This window comes from Candidatus Poriferisodalis sp. (genome assembly GCF_965237655.1).
Lineage (GTDB): Bacteria > Actinomycetota > Acidimicrobiia > Acidimicrobiales > Poriferisodalaceae > Poriferisodalis.
Map to the genome: position 1 here is coordinate 2050117 of NZ_CBDEGB010000002.1, position 16876 is coordinate 2066992.

The 16876-nt window shown below is 66.4% G+C and carries 14 protein-coding genes; 9 read left to right on the top strand and 5 right to left on the bottom strand.

Annotated elements, in window-relative coordinates; genetic code table 11:
* Positions 1 to 18: 18 nt before the first annotated feature.
* The gene (locus tag ACPXYO_RS17700; RefSeq protein WP_423923338.1) at positions 19 to 1539 is read right to left on the bottom strand and encodes an amidase; all 1521 of its coding nucleotides are present in this window, start codon (positions 1537 to 1539) and stop codon (positions 19 to 21) included.
* Between the two features lie 67 nt (positions 1540 to 1606).
* Between ACPXYO_RS17700 and ACPXYO_RS17705 the strand changes: the two genes are divergently transcribed.
* The 6 genes from ACPXYO_RS17705 (at position 1607) to ACPXYO_RS17730 (ending at position 8551) form a co-directional block, all read left to right on the top strand.
* On the top strand, positions 1607 to 3232 hold the full coding sequence (locus tag ACPXYO_RS17705) for an NAD(P)-binding domain-containing protein (protein WP_423923340.1): 1626 nt from the start codon (positions 1607 to 1609) through the stop codon (positions 3230 to 3232).
* 27 nt (positions 3233 to 3259) lie between these two features.
* The gene (locus ACPXYO_RS17710) at positions 3260 to 4411 is read left to right on the top strand and encodes an acyl-CoA dehydrogenase family protein (RefSeq protein WP_423923342.1); all 1152 of its coding nucleotides are present in this window, start codon (positions 3260 to 3262) and stop codon (positions 4409 to 4411) included.
* Between the two features lie 95 nt (positions 4412 to 4506).
* Positions 4507 to 5628 (top strand): acyl-CoA dehydrogenase family protein, encoded by a 1122-nt coding sequence (locus ACPXYO_RS17715; RefSeq protein ID WP_423923344.1) that lies wholly within the window; start codon positions 4507 to 4509, stop codon positions 5626 to 5628.
* A gap of 38 nt (positions 5629 to 5666) precedes the next feature.
* Positions 5667 to 6485, top strand: a complete 819-nt coding sequence (locus ACPXYO_RS17720; RefSeq protein WP_423923346.1) for an enoyl-CoA hydratase-related protein — start codon at positions 5667 to 5669, stop codon at positions 6483 to 6485.
* Positions 6485 to 7687, top strand: coding sequence for an acyl-CoA dehydrogenase family protein (locus ACPXYO_RS17725; RefSeq protein ID WP_423923348.1), 1203 nt, complete (start codon positions 6485 to 6487; stop codon positions 7685 to 7687). Before ACPXYO_RS17720 ends, ACPXYO_RS17725 begins: the two co-directional genes overlap by 1 nt.
* A 45-nt stretch (positions 7688 to 7732) precedes the next feature.
* Positions 7733 to 8551 carry an acyl-CoA thioesterase gene (locus ACPXYO_RS17730; protein WP_423923350.1) on the top strand — a complete coding sequence of 273 codons (819 nt, stop codon included), beginning with the start codon at positions 7733 to 7735 and terminating at the stop codon, positions 8549 to 8551.
* A gap of 21 nt (positions 8552 to 8572) precedes the next feature.
* Here the strand turns inward: ACPXYO_RS17730 and ACPXYO_RS17735 are convergent, their stop codons facing one another.
* A complete protein-coding gene (locus tag ACPXYO_RS17735) occupies positions 8573 to 9010 on the bottom strand; it encodes an ArsI/CadI family heavy metal resistance metalloenzyme (protein ID WP_423923352.1) in 438 nt (145 codons plus the stop codon).
* Between the two features lie 144 nt (positions 9011 to 9154).
* On the opposite strand from ACPXYO_RS17735, the gene ACPXYO_RS17740 reads away from it, so the two are divergent.
* From ACPXYO_RS17740 to ACPXYO_RS17750, 3 genes are all read left to right on the top strand, one after another.
* A complete protein-coding gene (locus tag ACPXYO_RS17740) occupies positions 9155 to 9934 on the top strand; it encodes a 2-keto-4-pentenoate hydratase (protein WP_423923354.1) in 780 nt (259 codons plus the stop codon).
* Positions 9931 to 10956 carry a D-2-hydroxyacid dehydrogenase gene (locus tag ACPXYO_RS17745; protein WP_423923356.1) on the top strand — a complete coding sequence of 342 codons (1026 nt, stop codon included), beginning with the start codon at positions 9931 to 9933 and terminating at the stop codon, positions 10954 to 10956. Before ACPXYO_RS17740 ends, ACPXYO_RS17745 begins: the two co-directional genes overlap by 4 nt.
* A 175-nt stretch (positions 10957 to 11131) precedes the next feature.
* The gene (locus ACPXYO_RS17750) at positions 11132 to 12466 is read left to right on the top strand and encodes a bifunctional o-acetylhomoserine/o-acetylserine sulfhydrylase (protein WP_423923358.1); all 1335 of its coding nucleotides are present in this window, start codon (positions 11132 to 11134) and stop codon (positions 12464 to 12466) included.
* 41 nt (positions 12467 to 12507) lie between these two features.
* On the opposite strand, the gene ACPXYO_RS17755 is transcribed toward ACPXYO_RS17750, so the two are convergent.
* The 3 genes from ACPXYO_RS17755 to ACPXYO_RS17765 form a co-directional block, all read right to left on the bottom strand.
* Positions 12508 to 13761, bottom strand: a complete 1254-nt coding sequence (locus tag ACPXYO_RS17755; protein WP_423923360.1) for an ATP-binding protein — start codon at positions 13759 to 13761, stop codon at positions 12508 to 12510.
* Between the two features lie 150 nt (positions 13762 to 13911).
* A complete protein-coding gene (locus tag ACPXYO_RS17760; protein ID WP_423923362.1) occupies positions 13912 to 15120 on the bottom strand; it encodes a CaiB/BaiF CoA transferase family protein in 1209 nt (402 codons plus the stop codon).
* A 4-nt stretch (positions 15121 to 15124) separates the two neighbouring features.
* The gene (locus tag ACPXYO_RS17765; RefSeq protein ID WP_423923364.1) at positions 15125 to 16840 is read right to left on the bottom strand and encodes an N-acyl-D-amino-acid deacylase family protein; all 1716 of its coding nucleotides are present in this window, start codon (positions 16838 to 16840) and stop codon (positions 15125 to 15127) included.
* Between the last annotated feature and the right edge of the window lie 36 nt (positions 16841 to 16876).

Consider the following 16876-nt stretch of genomic DNA (forward strand, 5'->3'; position numbering starts at 1 on the left):
AACAAGCTGAGAGCCCAGCTACTGAGGCGGAGCAGATATGTGAACGAGACGTCCCTCGGTCCTGCACGCTGTCTGCACCGTGCCAAGCCAGTCCACATCGGGCACAGGCCGTGCGGTGACCAGATCGTCAGCGAACGCAGCCTCAATGGCCGCGGCAATCCCGAGCAACTGCCGGTCGCTGTAGCTCGGACCCACAAGCTGCAGTCCGAACGGCGTGCCCTGGCCGTCGAGTCCGCAGGGCAAGGCTGTGGTGGGATGGCCGACCACGGTGAGGGCCGCCGACAGTCCCAGCCATGCCATGTAGTTGCGAACAGGTCGCCCGTCGATCTCAGCGGGATACAGCTGGTGCCAGTCAAAGGGCGGCACGCTCACGCCGGGGCAGATCAGCACGTCAAGGGTGTCGAACAACGCGTCAGTGGCCCGGTACAGCTCTACCTGCCGCCTCCGCGCCTTTGCGATGTCCAGCACCGTCGTACGCAGGGCCTCGTCGTAAGTGGCGCGGATGTTGGGGTTGAAGCCGCCGTCGGGCCCGGCGGCGTCGGGATCGAAACGGTGGATGCTGCGGTGGTAGTTGGTGGCGAAGATGTCCGACCGGAGCTGCCAGTCCACTTCGAGCGCATCGCTGAGGTCGAGGGCGGCCTCTGACACCGAGCCGACGATGCCGCTCAGCCGCTCGACACGGTCGGCGAACACGGAACGGACAGCCTGAGAGACCAGCAGGCCACCCAAGTCGGCGCTGACGCCCACACGCAGCGATGCCACATCGACCACAGGGAGGTCTGCGAACGCCCCAGCGTCCAACGGGAACGCCATGGGATCACGGCGTGCCGCACGGTCGCGGCCCGCTACCACCGACAGCAACAACGCCACATCAGCGACGGAGCGGGCCATCGGACCCTGCACGCTGTAGTTGGTACGCCCAATCGTGCGCTCGTCGTGTGCAACCGTGCCAGGCGTGGAGCGATGAGCGGCCACACCGCAGTACGAGGCCGGGATGCGCAGGCTGCCGCCATGGTCAGATCCGGTAGCCAACGGCGCCATCCCGCACGACAGCGCGACAGCGGAACCGCCCGAGCTGCCCCCACAGGTCCGTGAGGGATCGAACGGATTGCCGGTGGCGCCGAAGAGCCGGTTCACGGTGTTCGCGCCGATGCTGAGCTCAGGCGTGTTCGTCTTGCCGATGATGACGGCGTCGGCGGCCCGGACCCGCGCCACGATGCCGTCGTCGGCGATTGGCACATTGTCTGCGAAAGGCACAGCGCCAAAGGTCGTGGTCAAACCTGCGGTGGCCTGGATGTCCTTGATCGCCACCGGCAGGCCCGCCAGCGGCCCCAATTCGTCGCCGCGGGCGCGGGCGTCGTCGATTGCACGAGCCGTTGCTCGCGCTGCATCGTCATCGCGGTTGACGAGCGCATTCACCGCCTCGTTGGTCGCATCGGCCCGTGCAAGACACGACTCCAGCAGTTCGACGGCTGACAGCTCGGCGGCTGCCATCAACCGCCGTGCCTGGGTCGCGGTGAGATCGCAGGGTTCACCCATCCCCCGGAGCGTGCCACAGCGGCCCGCCACAGGCTGCGCTCAGCTGCCCTCGGTAGTCTGACCGGCCATGAGCAGCGGGGATGGGGCCAGCTCGAACGGCCACAAGTCGTACGTCAACGAAGTGGTTGTCGTGGGTGCCGGGTTCGCCGGCATGTACATGCTCCACAAGCTGCGCTGGCTCGGTTTCGACACCGTCGTGCTCGAACGAGCCGACGACGTGGGCGGCACGTGGTACTGGAACCGCTACCCCGGCGCTCGCTGCGATGTCGAGTCAATGCAGTACTCGTACTCGTTCGATCCTGAACTTGAACAGGAATGGGAGTGGACCGAGCGCTACTCGTCCCAGCCGGAGATCCTGCGCTACGCCAACCATGTCGCGGACCGCTACGACCTACGCCGCGACATCCGCTTCGAGACCACCGTCGAACGCGTCGACTGGGACGACAAGGCCCGCCACTGGAGGCTGCAGACCGACCGCGGCGAGTACCGGACGCGTTTCGTGGTCATGGCGACCGGCTGTCTTTCGACGGCGAACACGCCCCGATTTGATGGGATCGATTCGTTCGAGGGCGACACGTATCACACGGGCCGCTGGCCGCATGAGGGCGTGGACTTAGCAGGCAAGTCGGTTGCAGTGATCGGCACGGGCTCGTCCGCAGTGCAGGCGATCCCGGTGATCGCACAGGAGTGCGAGGAGCTGACGGTGTTCCAGCGAACGCCGAATTACTCGATCCCAGCTCGCAACGAGCCGCTTGACCCCCACGAGCAAGACCAGTGGAAGGCGAACTACTCCGATCTGCGCGCCAAGGCGCTCAAGGAGATGCCGGCCTTCCTCACCCGCCTGCCCCGCTCGGATGATCTCGCCAAAGACGCAGATCCTGACGAGTTCGTCGAACGGCTTGAGCACCACTGGGAGGTGGGCGGCTTCACGTTCTATGGGGCCTACGGCGACACCGCACTCGATCCTGAATCGAACCAGCGCATCGCTGAATTCGTGCGCGCCAAGATCGCCGACGCCGTCCACGATCCCGAAGTCGCGGCGAAGCTCACTCCGCACAACACCATCGCCTGCAAGCGACCGTGCCTGGACACGAGCTACTTCGAGACCTACAACCTGCCCCAAGTACGTCTCGTAGACGTATCAGAGTCGCCGATCGAGCGCATCTCCCCCTCCGGCGTTGTCGTCGACGGACAGGAGTACGCCGTCGACGCGATCGTGTTCGCGACCGGCTTCGACGCCATGACCGGGACACTGCTGCGCATGAACGTCACTGGGCGCGGCGGCATCCGGCTGGCCGAACATTGGGATGCCGGTCCTCGCACCTACCTCGGGCTCGGCGTGGCCGGCTTTCCGAACCTGTTCACCGTGTCGGGTCCGGGCAGCCCCTCGGTGCTGACCAACATGATCGCGTCGATCGAACAGCACGTGAACTGGATTGCGGAATGCCTCGGCCACCTGCGCGAGTACGGCATCGAGACCATCGAGGCGCAGCCGGAAGCCGAGGCGAAATGGGTCGACCACGTCAACGCCGTCGCCGACATGACGCTGTACCCGACGTGTAACTCGTGGTATCTGGGATCCAATATCCCGGGCAAGACACGGGTGTTCATGCCCCTCGTCGGCTTCCCGCCCTACGTTGAGATCTGCGATGCTGCGGCGGCCGACGGTTACCAGGGCTTCGCCTTGGCCTAGACGGCCGTCCACCACACAAGGCTCCAGATGCGATTCACTCCGACGGAACTGACCGGCCCCGAACTCGGCCTCCAGGCCGAGGTGCGCGAGTTCCTGGCAGCCGAACTGCCGCCGGGCTCCCACGAACCCTGCCTGGGAATGGCTGCGGACCACGACCGCGAGTTCTCGGCCAAGATGGCCGCCCGGGGCTGGGTGGGCATGGCGTTGCCGTCACGCTGGGGCGGCTCGGACCGCACCGCCGTGCAGCGCTTCATCGTGGTGGAAGAGATGCTGCGGTGGGGCGCGCCGTTGGGGCATCACTGGGTGGGCGACCGCCAGACCGGCAACGTGATCCTGAAGTTCGGCACCGACGAGCAGCGCGAGCGATTTCTGCCGCCGATCTGCCGGGGCGAGCTGGGCTTCTCCATCGGCATGAGCGAGCCCGACAGCGGCTCGGACCTGGCATCAGTGTCGACCCGGGCCGAGCGCGCCGACGACGGCTGGATCGTCAACGGCACGAAGATCTGGACGTCCAATGCGCACATGAATGACTGGTTCATCTGCCTGCTGCGGACTTCGCCGATGGAGGACGGCAACAAGCACGCCGGGCTTTCGCAGTTCCTGATCGACCTGCGCTCGCCGGGCCTCGAGATCAGCCCGATCCCATTCCTTGACGGGAGTCATCACTTCAACGAGGTCACCTTCCACGACGTGTATGTGCCCGACGCCAACGTCGTCGGCGATCCCGGAATGGGCTGGCATCAGAACACCACCGAGATGGCCTACGAGCGCGGCGGCCCCGACCGCTGGCTGTCGCCGTTCTCAACGGTGGAACAGCTGCTGCGCGAAACGGCAGGCACGCCGATGGAAGACACCGTGTCGGATCTGTTCGGCGAGCTGGCGGCCCGCTGGTGGAGCATCCGGAACCTGTCGCTGTCGGTGGCGCGGCTGATCGACGAGGGCGAGGCCCCGTCGGTCGAGTCCGCGCTGGTGAAGGAGATGGGCACCCGCTACGAGCAGGAGGTCGTCGAGAAGCTCGTGCAGCTCATCGACGAGGAATACTCACCAGAGTCGGAGTCGCTGTTCGAGCGAATGCTGGCTCAATGCGTGGTGACCTTCCCGGGCAACACGATCCGGGGCGGAACCATCGAGATCCTGCGCTCGGTCGCCTCCAAGGGCCTCCAAGGGCTGCCGACATGACGGCGGCCCCATCGACACAGCCTGCCGACATGACGGCGGCCTCATCGACACAGCCTGCCGGCATGACGGCGGCCCCATCGACACAGCCTGCCGGCATGACGGCGCGTGCTCCAGGTGAGCCGGTCGTGGTTGACGAGTTGGTCACCGAGACCGCACACCGGCTCTTCAACGAGCTGTGCACACATGAGGCGGTACAGGCTGCCGAGGACAACGGCGCTGCGCCTGAGATCTGGGACGCGTTCTGCGAGACCGGATTCGACCTGATCGCCATCGACGAGGACGCCGGCGGATCGGGCGGCACGCTGGCCGACGCTGCCGAGGTGCTTCGGATGGTGGGCTACCACGCGGCGCCCATCCCGGCGGCCGAGAATGGCATCCTCGGCGGCTGGCTGCTGGCGTCGGCAGGGCTGGACCGGCCCGACGGACTCGTCACGGTCATACCGCCGCGCGCCGCCGATGGCGGTTGGAGCGGTGGTGGCGCCTGCTCGGTCGATGTTGCCGGAGATGGCAGTGCAACGGTGACCGGTGAAGCGCTGCGGGTGCCTTGGGCACGCAGCGCAGAGGTCATCGTCTGCGTGTGCGAGTGCGACGGGCAACCCGTCGTGGTGGCGCTCCCGGCGGCTCATTGCGAGATCACACCGCTTCCGAACATGGCCGGAGAGCCACGCGACACTGTCCGGCTCAACGGCGCGGCTGGCCGCGCAGCCCCCGCGCCCGACGGCGTCGACGCCGATTCGCTCGCCCAGCGGGGCGCCCTGTCGCGGGTCGCTCTCATGGCCGGCGCCATCGAGAAGATGTGCCAGCTGACGGTGACCTACACCAACGACCGTGTCCAGTTCGGCCGCCCAGTGGCCCGCTTCCAGGCCGTCCAGCAGCACTTGGTGTGGGCTGCGCAGGATGCAGCGCTGGTGCGCATGGCAGCCGAGTGCGCCGCCCGGGAAGCCACCCGCGGAGGTGCCGACTTCGAGATTGCGGCAGCGAAGCTCATCGCCAATCAAGCCGCCGCTCGGGCGACGAAAGCCTGCCACCAGGCCCATGGCGCCATGGGTATGACCCAGGAGTACCCGCTGCACCACTACAGCCGTCGCCTGTGGAGCTGGCGCAAGGAATACGGCTCCGACGCCCACTGGTCGGCGGTGCTTGGCAACATGGCCGTCGGCGCCGGCGCCGACGGCCTCTACCACCTCATCACGGACGGCAGCGCCGCCCTGGCCTGAGCCAAGCGCTCGGGGGCGGGCGCATCTACGCTCGCCGCATGGATGACAGCGCATTCGACGAATTCGGCCAGTACGGGGACATCTCGGTCAAGCTGAGCGACGACCACGTGGCGATCGTGGAAATCCACCGGCCGCCGCACAACTTCTTCGACCTGGAACTGATCGACGGGCTGGTTGCCGCGTTCGGCGATCTCGATGCCGAGGACGGCTGCCGGGCCAGCTTGCTGTGCGCAGAGGGGAAGAACTTCTGCGCCGGGGCACAATTCGGCTCCGACGGCCGCCGAGGCGGCGAGATCACGGCAACCAATGAAGACGGCAGCCCACGCCACCTGTACGACGCAGCGTTCGACCTGTTCTCGAAACGCAAGCCTGTCGTGGCGGCGATCCAAGGCGCAGCGGTCGGCGGCGGCCTCGGCGTGGCCTGCTTCCCGGATTTCCGGGTTGCTGCACCCGAAGCCCGCTTCACCGCGAATTTCGCTCGGCTGGGCTTCCATCACGGCTTCGGGCTGACCGTGACGCTCCCCCTGTTGGTCGGCCAGCAGCGTGCACTGGAGCTGCTGTACACCGGCCGACGCGTCAAGGGCGACGAGGCCGTCGAGATCGGTCTGGCCGACAAGCTGGTACCGCTCGACGAGCTGCGGACCGCTGCTTATGAGCTGGCAGCGGAGATCGCCGGCTCCGCACCGCTGGCCGTCGAGTCGATCCGCAACACGATGCGCGGTCACCTGCCCGATGCCATCAAGGCGGCGACCGACAACGAGAAGGCCGAGCAAGACCGCCTGCGCACCACCAATGACTGGAGCGAGGGCGTGAACGCCATGAATGAACGCCGCACCCCGAACTTCACGCGCAGCTGATGGGCGACGCCGTGCTCGGGGCGCCCGACGTGCGCGACGCCCTCGACGCGCTCCTCGAACGCAGGACCGACGAGACCCGCCTGACCTCGATGGGCGCCGGCAGCGACGACCTCGACGACGGCAGGGCGTACCTGGCGGCGACCGTTGACGGGGGCTGGCACGTGCCGACGTGGCCAGCCGGACACGGAGGGCGCGACGCATCGCCGGCTGAGAACCATCTCATCGGCTCAGTACTGCGTGAGTACGTGGTGCCGGACCTCTACCCCTTCGCGATCGGGCTGGGGATGATGGGCCCCGCCCTGCTGGCACACGGAACAGCGGAACAGCAGGATCGCTGGTTGCGGCCGATCGCATCGGGCGCCGAGATCTGGTGCCAGATGTTCTCCGAGCCTGAAGCGGGGTCTGATCTCGCCAACGTGGCGCTGAGCGCCCAACCCGACGGCGAGGAGTGGCGACTGGGCGGCCAGAAGACCTGGACCAGCCGTGCCATGTGGGCGCAGTGGGCCATCTGCCTGGCCCGCACCGACCCGTCACAGCCCAAGCACAAGGGCCTCACGATGTTCGTGGTGGCCATGGACGCTCCTGGCGTCGAGGTGCGACCACTGCGGCAGATGAACAACGACGCCCACTTCAGCGAGGTGTTCGTCGACGGAGCCGTGATGCCCGACGAGTGGCGCATTGGCGACATCGGTGAAGGCTGGCGAGTTGCGATGACCGTACTGGCCCACGAGCGGGCGGGCGCGGGCAGCCGGGGTGGCGGTGATGGCTCCCGGCGCGGAGCACGGCTTCCGACCTGGCTCGCAGACCTGGAACGGCTGGATGCGTTGAGTGCGCCAGCCCTGCGCAACGAGGCGATGCAGATTCATGCCGCCGACATGGCGTCACGCTGGACGAGCCAGCGCGCGGCCGACGAGGCTCGCTCCGGCGGCAGTCCCGGCCCAGCGGGCAGCGGGGCAAAGCTGCGCACAGTGGAGTCCTACAAGGGCCGGGCGTATACCGCCAACCGAGCTGCAGGCACTCACGGCATGCTCGAAGACGGTCACGGCTACATCGAGACGGTGACGGCACCATCAATGTCGATCCGTGGCGGCACGGACGAGATCCAGCGCAACATCCTGGGCGAGCGGGTGCTCGGCCTCCCGGGCGAACCCCGGCTCGACCGTGATGTGCCCTGGCGCGATTCCCGAAAGGGAATGCTGTAGGCACAGCGCGATTCCCGAAAGGGAATGCTGTAGACACGCTCTTGCATGAGCAGAGTTCCCACCACCTACAGCGAAGTGATGTTGCTCGAGGAACACGGCCCGGACACTTACGTCGGGGTGAGCCCCGAGTACTCGTGGGGCCGCATCTACGGCGGCCAGGTCATTGCTCAAGGATTGTGGGCGGCATTCCAGACGGTGGACGAGGCGTTCGTGCCGCACTCGGTCCACGCCTACTTCATCCGCGGAGGCACGCTCGACGAGCCGGTCCGCTACGAAGTCGACCGGCTGCGGAACGGGCGGTCGTTCTGCACCCGTGCCGTCGTTGCCCGACAGAGCGGCGGCGCAATCCTGAACCTGTCGTGCTCGTTCCACGTTGCCGAGCAGGACGCCGAGGTGCAAACGGCGCGCATCCCGCTGGCACCCGACCCGGAAGACTGCCGCAACGTCGACGAGGAACGGTGGCCTTGGATCATGGAGCGCCGACCGTTGGTCAGCTATCCCGGGGCCGGCCAGTCAATGGGCTGGGTGCGGATCGTCGACCCGATCGACGACGACCCCCGCCTGCACACCTGCGGTCTTGCCTTCACATCCGACGCCATCCAGTTCAACGCTGCCCGGTCACTGCATCCGATGCAGGTCTCGCGCGGGCAGTACCAGGAGACCTTCATGAGCGCGTCGCTGGATCACGCAATGTGGTTCCACCGCCCGATGCGCGCCGACGATTGGCACCTGTATCAGTTCGACTGCCACGGTCTGACGGGCGCCCGCGGCATGACCGTCGGCAACCTGTTCTCCCCCGACGGCCGCCACATCGCAACCATCGCTCAAGAAGTGCTGCTGCGGGAGCGACGCCCGCAGCCGTAGTCGGCGCTGCGGGCGCGGCGTTCAGCTGGCGGCAGCGCAGCAGGCAGCGTCAGAGCTTGCTGCTACTGGGCTGGCAACCACCACGTTGTCGCGGACCTCGTTGTCGCCCGACTTGACGTACCACTCCCATTCGACACCGGCCGGATCGGTGACCCAGGTCTCGACCTTGTCGGCGTAGCAGCACATGGTCTCGTCGACGCCGGTCGTCTCCAGGCCAGCCGCGGCGAGGCGTCGCTGCGCTGCGAACACCTCATCGTCTGACGTGGTCTCGACGCCGAGATGGTTGATCGTGCCGCCGTGGCCCGGCGATTCGAACAGCACAAGCTTCAGCGGCGGTTCGTCGATAGCGAAGTTGGCGTAGCCGTCGCGCCGCTTGGCAGGTTCCGCGCCGAAGAGTCGCGAGTAGAAGTCGACGGCCTGGTCGATGTCGTCCACATTGAGCGCCAGTTGCAACCTCATGGGATCACACTACGGCGAGCGCCATGCACTGCAAAGGACGATCCCGGACATCTGTAGGTGGGTGCCAAGACCGGGCAGCGGAACCCGTTCTCCCTCTCGTGTTCGCTGTACTCACGAGCCGCTCGGCCTCTAAGGTGCGCCGCTGTGACTCCGCCCAGGCAGCTCAACCCCGCACAGCTCGCTGCAGCCGACGCGCTCTCGAGCTTCTACGCGAACGGCGGTGACGTGCCGACTGGGGCGTTTGCCGATCTGGGCTTCGAGGACGGGCTTGCCATCCAGTGCGAGATGCAGCGACGAGCGGTCGCGAATGGCGTTGCGCAAGCAGGCTGGAAGGTGGGGCTCACGTCGGATCGGGCACGCACTGCCGTTGGTATCGATGACCGCCCATTCGGGCACGTCAATCGCGTGCTCGAATCGCCGGCTTCGATCCTGTCAGCAGAGATCAACAAGGTGAGCATTGAGCCCGAGATGTGCTTCGTGATCGGCGAGCGCATCGCGGGCGACGATGTCGATCCGGCCTCGGTGCCCGCCCGCATCTCACAGATCTGCGCCGGCTACGAGGTGAACGAGGCGCGGGTAGCTGTCGGCAGGAACCTGGCCATGCTCGTGGCCGACAACCTGACGAACTGGGCCATCGTGCGAGGTTCCGGCGTGGCCGCCCCTGCCGCCGAGGAACTGGACAGCTGCGTGGTGACGGCGTCCTGCGACGGCGAAGAACGCTTCAGCTGCACCGTAGCCGACGAGGTCGACAACCCCTACCTGTCCATCGCCCGGCTCGCCGCCACGCTGCACCGGTACGGCCTGGCGCTCGAGCCCGGCCAGAGCGTCATCACCGGTGCCTATGCCCGCTTCCGGGTTGAGGCTGGTCAACGCTGGACCACGCACTACAGCGGTATCGGAACCGTGGAGGCAGTGATCTCATGAGCCAGTCGACGCCTGGGCCGACCATCGTGGCAGCGCCCGATGCACCTCTCAACGTTCTCGTCACGAAGACATTGACGCTGCCCGACGTGACTCCCGAAGAGGAGGGCATGATCGCAGAGGCGGCGGGGCCGGACGCGATCGTCAACATCGTGGACCGGCCGCGCGACGGCGTGCCGTTGGCTGCCGACGCAGACGTGATCCTCGGGATCGTTCCGCAGTGGCTCTTCGAAGCCGCGCCAAGACTTCGGTGGATCCACGCAACGGCATCGGGCGTCGACATGTTCATGTACCCGGCGTTTCTCGAAAGCGACGTTGTGCTGACGGGCGAGAAAGGTCTCGTGGGCAGTCACCTGGCCGACCACGCTTTCGGGCTGCTGCTGGCACTCGTTCGGCGCATCGCGACGGCGGTCAAGCTCGGTCCCGAGGGATGGGACAACGACCACCGAGAGCGGATGCGCTACAGCGAGCTGGAGCTCGAGGGCCTGACCATGGGCATTCTGGGGTTCGGCGGCACCGGCAGGCACCTCGCCCGCCGGGCCGTGGCGTTCGGCATGAAGGTGCAGGCGATGGACCTGTACCCGGTGTCGCCCAGCGACGGCGTGGACAGCGTCGGCGGCCCCGAAGCGCTCGCCGACATCGTGGCCACCAGCGACGTTCTGGCAGTGGGCCTGCCGCTCACCGACGCAACCAAGCGAATGTTCGACGACGAGATGTTCGCGTCAATGCCCGACGGAGCGATCCTGCTGAACGTGACGCGCGGCGAGATCATCGACGGGCCGTCGCTGGAGCGTGCGCTGTTGAACGGGACGATCGGCGGCGCGGCGCTCGACGTAGCACCCGTCGAGCCGCTGCCTGCAAACAGTCCGCTATGGGGATTCGAGAACTGTGTCATGACACCGCATACCGCTGGGGCCAGCCAGCACCGGGCTCGCCGGAATCTCGAACGCTTCTGCCGCAATCTTGTGGCGCTGCGTGAGGGCCGCGCGCTCGAAGGTGTCGTCGACAAACAGACCGGCTTCTGACCAACGGCGACACGGCGTCGCGACACCGGATCGACCGCTCCGAGATTCCGACACCGATCTGTCACAGAAAATCCGACCTAATTGGTCGGCTTTCACCGCTACAGTGCTCGCCACTTGGCATTACCGCTGAGTAAGGCACAGCCCGCCTCATGGGGCGACAGAAATGGAGATCGCCATGAGCGATTCACAAACGGACTCAAGCGCGCAATGGGGCTTCGAAACCCGAATGATTCACGCGGGCCAAGCGCCTGACAGCGCCACCAACGCCCGCGCCGTACCGATCTACCAGACCACCTCCTACACCTTCGAGAGTTCCGAGCACGCCCAAAAGCTGTTCGGGCTGGCCGAGATCGGGAACATCTACACGCGGATCATGAACCCCACCCAGCATGTGCTGGAGGAGCGGGTGAGTGCGCTTGAGGGCGGCATTCGCACGGCAGTCGGCTTGCCCGGCGCGCTTGCAGTGTCCTCGGGTCAGGCCGCGGAGACGCTGGCGATCCTCAACCTGGCAGAGTCGGGCGACCACATCGTGGCCAGCCCGTCGCTGTATGGGGGCACGTACAACCTGCTCCACTACACGTTGCCGAAGATGGGCATCCAGACCACTTTCGTGGACGATCCTGACGATCTCGACTCGTGGCGTGCTGCGGCACGTGACAACACGCGGGCCTTCTACGGCGAGACCATCGGCAACCCGAAGAACGACATTTTGGACTTCGAAGGCGTGTCCGAGGTTGCCCATTCGGTCGGCGTTCCGCTGGTCGTGGACAACACGGTGCCCTCGCCGTACCTGTGCCAGCCACTGGCACATGGCGCGGACATCGTGGTGCATTCGGCCACGAAGTTCATCGGCGGGCACGGCACGTCGATCGGCGGGCTGATCGTCGACGGCGGCACGTTCGACTTCGGGGCCTCGGGACGGCACGCGATGTTCACCGAGCCCGATCCCAGCTACCACGGTCTGGCCTACTGGCCGGCACTCGGTGCAGGTTCGTACATCCTGAAGGCACGTGTGCAGCTGCTCCGTGACATCGGCGCCGCTGTCTCGCCCATGAACGCTTTCCTGTTCCTGCAGGGGATCGAGACCTTGTCGCTGCGTATGGAGCGGCATGTCGCGAACGCCGAGGCGGTCGCCCAGTACCTCGAGTCCCATCCGCGGGTCGAGTGGGTCCTCTACGCCGGACTGCCGTCCAGCCCCTACAACGACCGGGCACGCAAGTACCTGCCGAGGGGGGCCGGCTCAGTGCTGGCATTCGGGATTGAAGGCGGCACCAAGGCTGGCCAGAAGTTCGTGGAGAGCCTGTGGCTGCACAGCCACGTCGCCAACATCGGCGACGTACGCAGCTTGGCGATCCATCCGGCCAGCACGACGCACAGCCAGCTGACCCCTGAGGAGCAGTCCGACACGGGCGTTGAGCCGAATTTGGTTCGGCTGTCCGTCGGTATCGAGACGATCGACGACATCATCGCCGACCTCGACACCGGCTTCGAGGCTGCCGCCGGCGTCTGACGCCTGGCACGGCCAGCGGCCTCGATGGGTCCTGCTACTGCTCAACCCCACAAACCGCAGATCGGTACGGCCTCGATGCCTTGGCCGAGGCCGTACCGCTGCGGTCCTGTATGAAAGACGACTCCGCCGGCGAACCGGTCTCGGGGGAGCTGGTCTCGAAGCCAAGCGAGGTGGCGCGCGTCCTTCTGTGTCGGTGCGCTGCCGGACTTCACCTCGAAGGCAGCGACTCGTGAACCGAACTCGGCGATGAGGTCGATCTCGTGTTCACCCCGGTGAGTACGCAGGTGGTGAAGGTGCACAGCGTCCTGTGCCGCTTCGGCCTCTGAGCGCAGTTGGGCCGCGACGTAGGTGTCGAGAATCCGGCCGCGGGCGTCCGCATCGTGCTGGATTGCGACCTCATCGACCCGTGCCAGCCAGCCAGCGAGGCCCGAGTCTGCGAGGTAGCGCTTCGGCGTGGCGACGAGCCGCTTGAGCCGGTTCGTCCGCCACGCAGGTACATCCACGACCAGACGCAGGGTCCGCAGAATGTCGTGGTAGCCACGGGCCGTGCGGACATCCAGCTTGGTTGCCTCAGCGAGTGCAGCGTCGGCGACGACACCTGCCGAGTGCAGCGCCAGCACCTGGAGGTAACGAGTCAACCGTTCGGGACTTCGGCGTCGTCCCGAACCGATCGCCAATTCTCCGAGGTCTCGCGATGCCGTCGACTCCACGTAGCCACGCATCCACCGTTCACGCCGACGCTGGTTCGGCGCCTCGACAGCGTCGGGAAAGCCGCCGGTCAGCGCGATCTGCAGGTAGTCGAGAATGCCGGGCGGCTGGGGCGGCACAGAGAAGCGATGCTCGGTCTCCCACCGATCAAAGAGCGAGGGGGCTTCGGCATTGCCGAAGCGTTCACGACCAGTCAGCGGCCACAGTTCGATGCTGAGAAAACGTCCGGTGCCAGGCCAAGAGCCAGCGATGAGGTCACCACGAGCCGATCCAGTGATTATGTAGCGCTGCGGCTCCGCTCGGTCCTGATCGACAGCGCGCTTGACTGCACCGAGCACCTCGGGAACGTGCTGCCATTCGTCGAGCAGCAACGGGAAAGGGCCAATGGAAACGGCGGCATCGGGATCGTCAAGAGCGAGTCCTCGTTGTGCGGGACGGTCGAGCCGCAATGCCGAAGCGGCATGGCGAATCGCAGTCGTCGTCTTTCCCACTGCGCGGGGACCGGTGACGATCACTGCTGGCCAAGAGGCCAGATCGTCGGCAAGCAGCCGATCAGCGATTCGGGGTATGTACGCAGCGATGCTCACAGCATAACGAGTCGCCGCTCATTCATGCTAGGTTTTGTACTCTAATTAATGTATGTTTACGAGGGGATTATCTGGCAGGTTTTCGTGCATTCCTGCATCGATCGACGGGTCAAACTCAAGCCCCGGCCCGCGCAATGAGTTCGAGCCGTGTCAGCGGACGGCGCCAGCGTCTCGCAGGTCTGCGATCTCGTCGGATCCCAGACCGAACTGGGCCAGGATCTCGTCCGTGTGCTCGCCCTTGGTCGGGCTGTGTCGGCGAATATCGCCGGACACACCATCGATCTGGGTGGCATTGCGCACGATGCGAATGTCGCCAGCAGTTGGGTGATGCACCGGCGCGGCCATGCCGAGGTGCTGAACCTGCGGGTCTGCGAACGCCTCAGCAACGGTGTTGACGCGTCCGCACGGGATGCCCACGGCGTTCAGCCGCTCGACCCACTCGTCGCAGGTGGCCACAGCGAGCCGCTCGCCGATGATGGCGTTCAGCTCGGTGCGGTTGGCCGAGCGTGACTTGGTCGACGAGAAGCGTTCGTCGTCGGGCAGATCCGGTCGGCCGATCTCCGCGCAGAACGCCTGCCACAGGCGGCCTCCGGGAGCGGCGATGTTGATATGCCCGTCGGCAGCCTTATAGGTCCCCATCGGGATCATCGTGGGATGGTCATTGCCAGCCTGTGGCGGGTCCTCCCCCGCCACAGTCCAGCGAGCGGCTTGGAAGTCGAGCATGCCAATCATCGACTCGAGCAGCGATGTGTGCACCCAGCGGCCCATGCCCGTCCGGGATCGTTCGATCAGCGCCACCAGCACTCCGATGGCCAGCTGCAACCCGGCCGTCACGTCGCTGATTGCCACACCGGCTCTCACTGGGCCGTGCCCCGGCAGGCCAGTGACCGCCATCATCCCGCCAAGGCCCTGAGCAATCTGGTCGACGCCGCCGCGCGTTGCGTAGGGGCCCGCCTGGCCGAACCCGGAAATCGAGCCCATGACGAGTGCCGGGTTCAGTGAGTGCAAGGTCTCCCAATCGAAACCCAGCCGGTACTTGACCGTCGGTCGCAAGTTCTCGATCAGCACATCAGCAGATTGCACGAATCGGTGCAGCAGGTCGCGGCCTGACGGGTGCTTGAGGTCGATCACCACAGACCGTTTGTTGCGATGAATGTTGAGATGGTCGGGCGATTGCTCGCGGCTCTCCTCGAAACTGCTGCCAGGTGCGTCGACCCGGATCACGTCGGCGCCCCAGTCCGCCAGCTGGCGCACGGCGGTGGGACCTGCCCGAGCAATGGTCAGGTCGAGCACGACGAAGCCGGCAAGCGGGAGCGCCTGCTCGCCGGCCTTAGGGCCAGGTGCCGATGCCTGGCTCACAGCCTCAACTGTTCGCAGGGTCTGCTTGGGCACCACGCACGAGCCGGCCGGGACGGGCGCCGGTGAACTCGCCGTCGGTCGACACCTCGGTTCCTGCCACGAACGTGTGCCGGTAACCCGTCGACCGCTGGATCAGGCGCTTGCCGCCGCTCGGCAGGTCGTACACCAGTTGCGGCCGTTCCAAACCGAGTGCGTCGAAGTCGACGATGTTGAGATCGGCGCGGCACCCCGGCGCCAGCAGGCCGCGGTCGGCCAGCCCATAAGCCAGCGCGTTGGCCCGGGTCTGCTTGTGCACCAGGTACTCCAAGGGCAGCCCCTCGCCACGGGTGCGATCCCGAGCCCAGTGGGTCAGCAGGTACGTGGGATAGGACGCGTCGCAGATCGTGCCGACATGCGCTCCCGCATCGCCGATCCCGCAGATCGTGTAGGGGTCCGCCAGCATCTCGCGGATCACGTCGAGGCTTCCGCCGGTGTAGTTCTCGAAGGGGTACAGCAATAGGGCGTCGCCGTCGCCGTCGGACAACAGATCCAGAGCCAGCTCCCATGGACTGATGCCAAGATCCGCCGCGCGGGCGGCTACCGAAGCACGTGGGTCGGGTTCATAGTCGGGCACCTCGCCGAGCTCGAAGGCGCGTGTGAGGGCGTAGTCCATCCACTTGCTGAATCCGTCGACCGGCCGCTCCGAGACGAGCGCTCGCCGCAGTGTCCCGTCGTTACGCATGCGGGCTGCTCGCTCGGGCGTCGGCAAGTTGGCAATCTCGTTGTAGGCCGGATGGTTTCCGAAAGGATTCACCGACACATCCAGACCGAGCAGCACGCTGATCGGCCGGCAGCCCACCTGTCCGTTGGCGGCGATGCCGTCGGCGTTGGCAGCATGGATGTCCGCCAGCGTCTCGCGCCACAACTCGGGCGAATTGTCCACCTGCAACAACAGGACCGACAGTGGGCGTCCCGAGAGCTCCGCCGCAGCCCGCAGCGTCGCGAACTCGCCGGGTCCGAAGTCGGAGTTCACCTGCAGCACCCCAGCATCCGCGTGTCGCATCGCACGGGCGACGGCCGCCAGTTCGGGATCGCCCGCCGACAGGGACGGCGTCAGGCGACCGTCCGCGGCCTTGTGCTTGGTGGTACGGCTGGTGGTGAAACCGAGCGCTCCCGCCTCCAAGGCCTCGGTGACGAGCGTGGTGATCCGATCCAGCTCATCGGCGGTCGGCACTTCGGCATGGTCGGCACCGCGTTCGCCCATCACGAAGAACCGCAGCGCCCCATGCGGCAGCTGGCTGCCGATGTCCATGACCCGGGGTGTCTCGCAAAGCGCGTCGAGGTACTCGGGATAGCTGGTCCAGCAGAAGTCAATGCCGTCGGCGAGGACTGTTCCAGGAATGTCCTCGACGCCTTCCATCAAGTTGATGAGGTAGTCCTCGGTGCCCGGGTGGACCGGGGCGAACCCGACGCCGCAATTGCCAAAGATCGCCGTGGTCACCCCGTGCCACGACGACGGCGTCATCTCGGGATCCCAGGTGGCCTGGCCGTCGTAGTGCGTGTGAATGTCCACCCAGCCCGGGAGCACCAGTTGCCCGTCGGCATCGATCTCGCGTTGACCCCGGGCGGCCACCTCGCCCACCTCGACGATCGTGCCCCCGTCGATGGCCACGTCCGCCGTTCGCGGTGGGCCGCCGCTCCCGTCCACCACAGTCCCGTTACGGATCACGACCTCAGCCATGGGAGTGAGCGTAGTGAGTGTCTCCAATCGGGAACT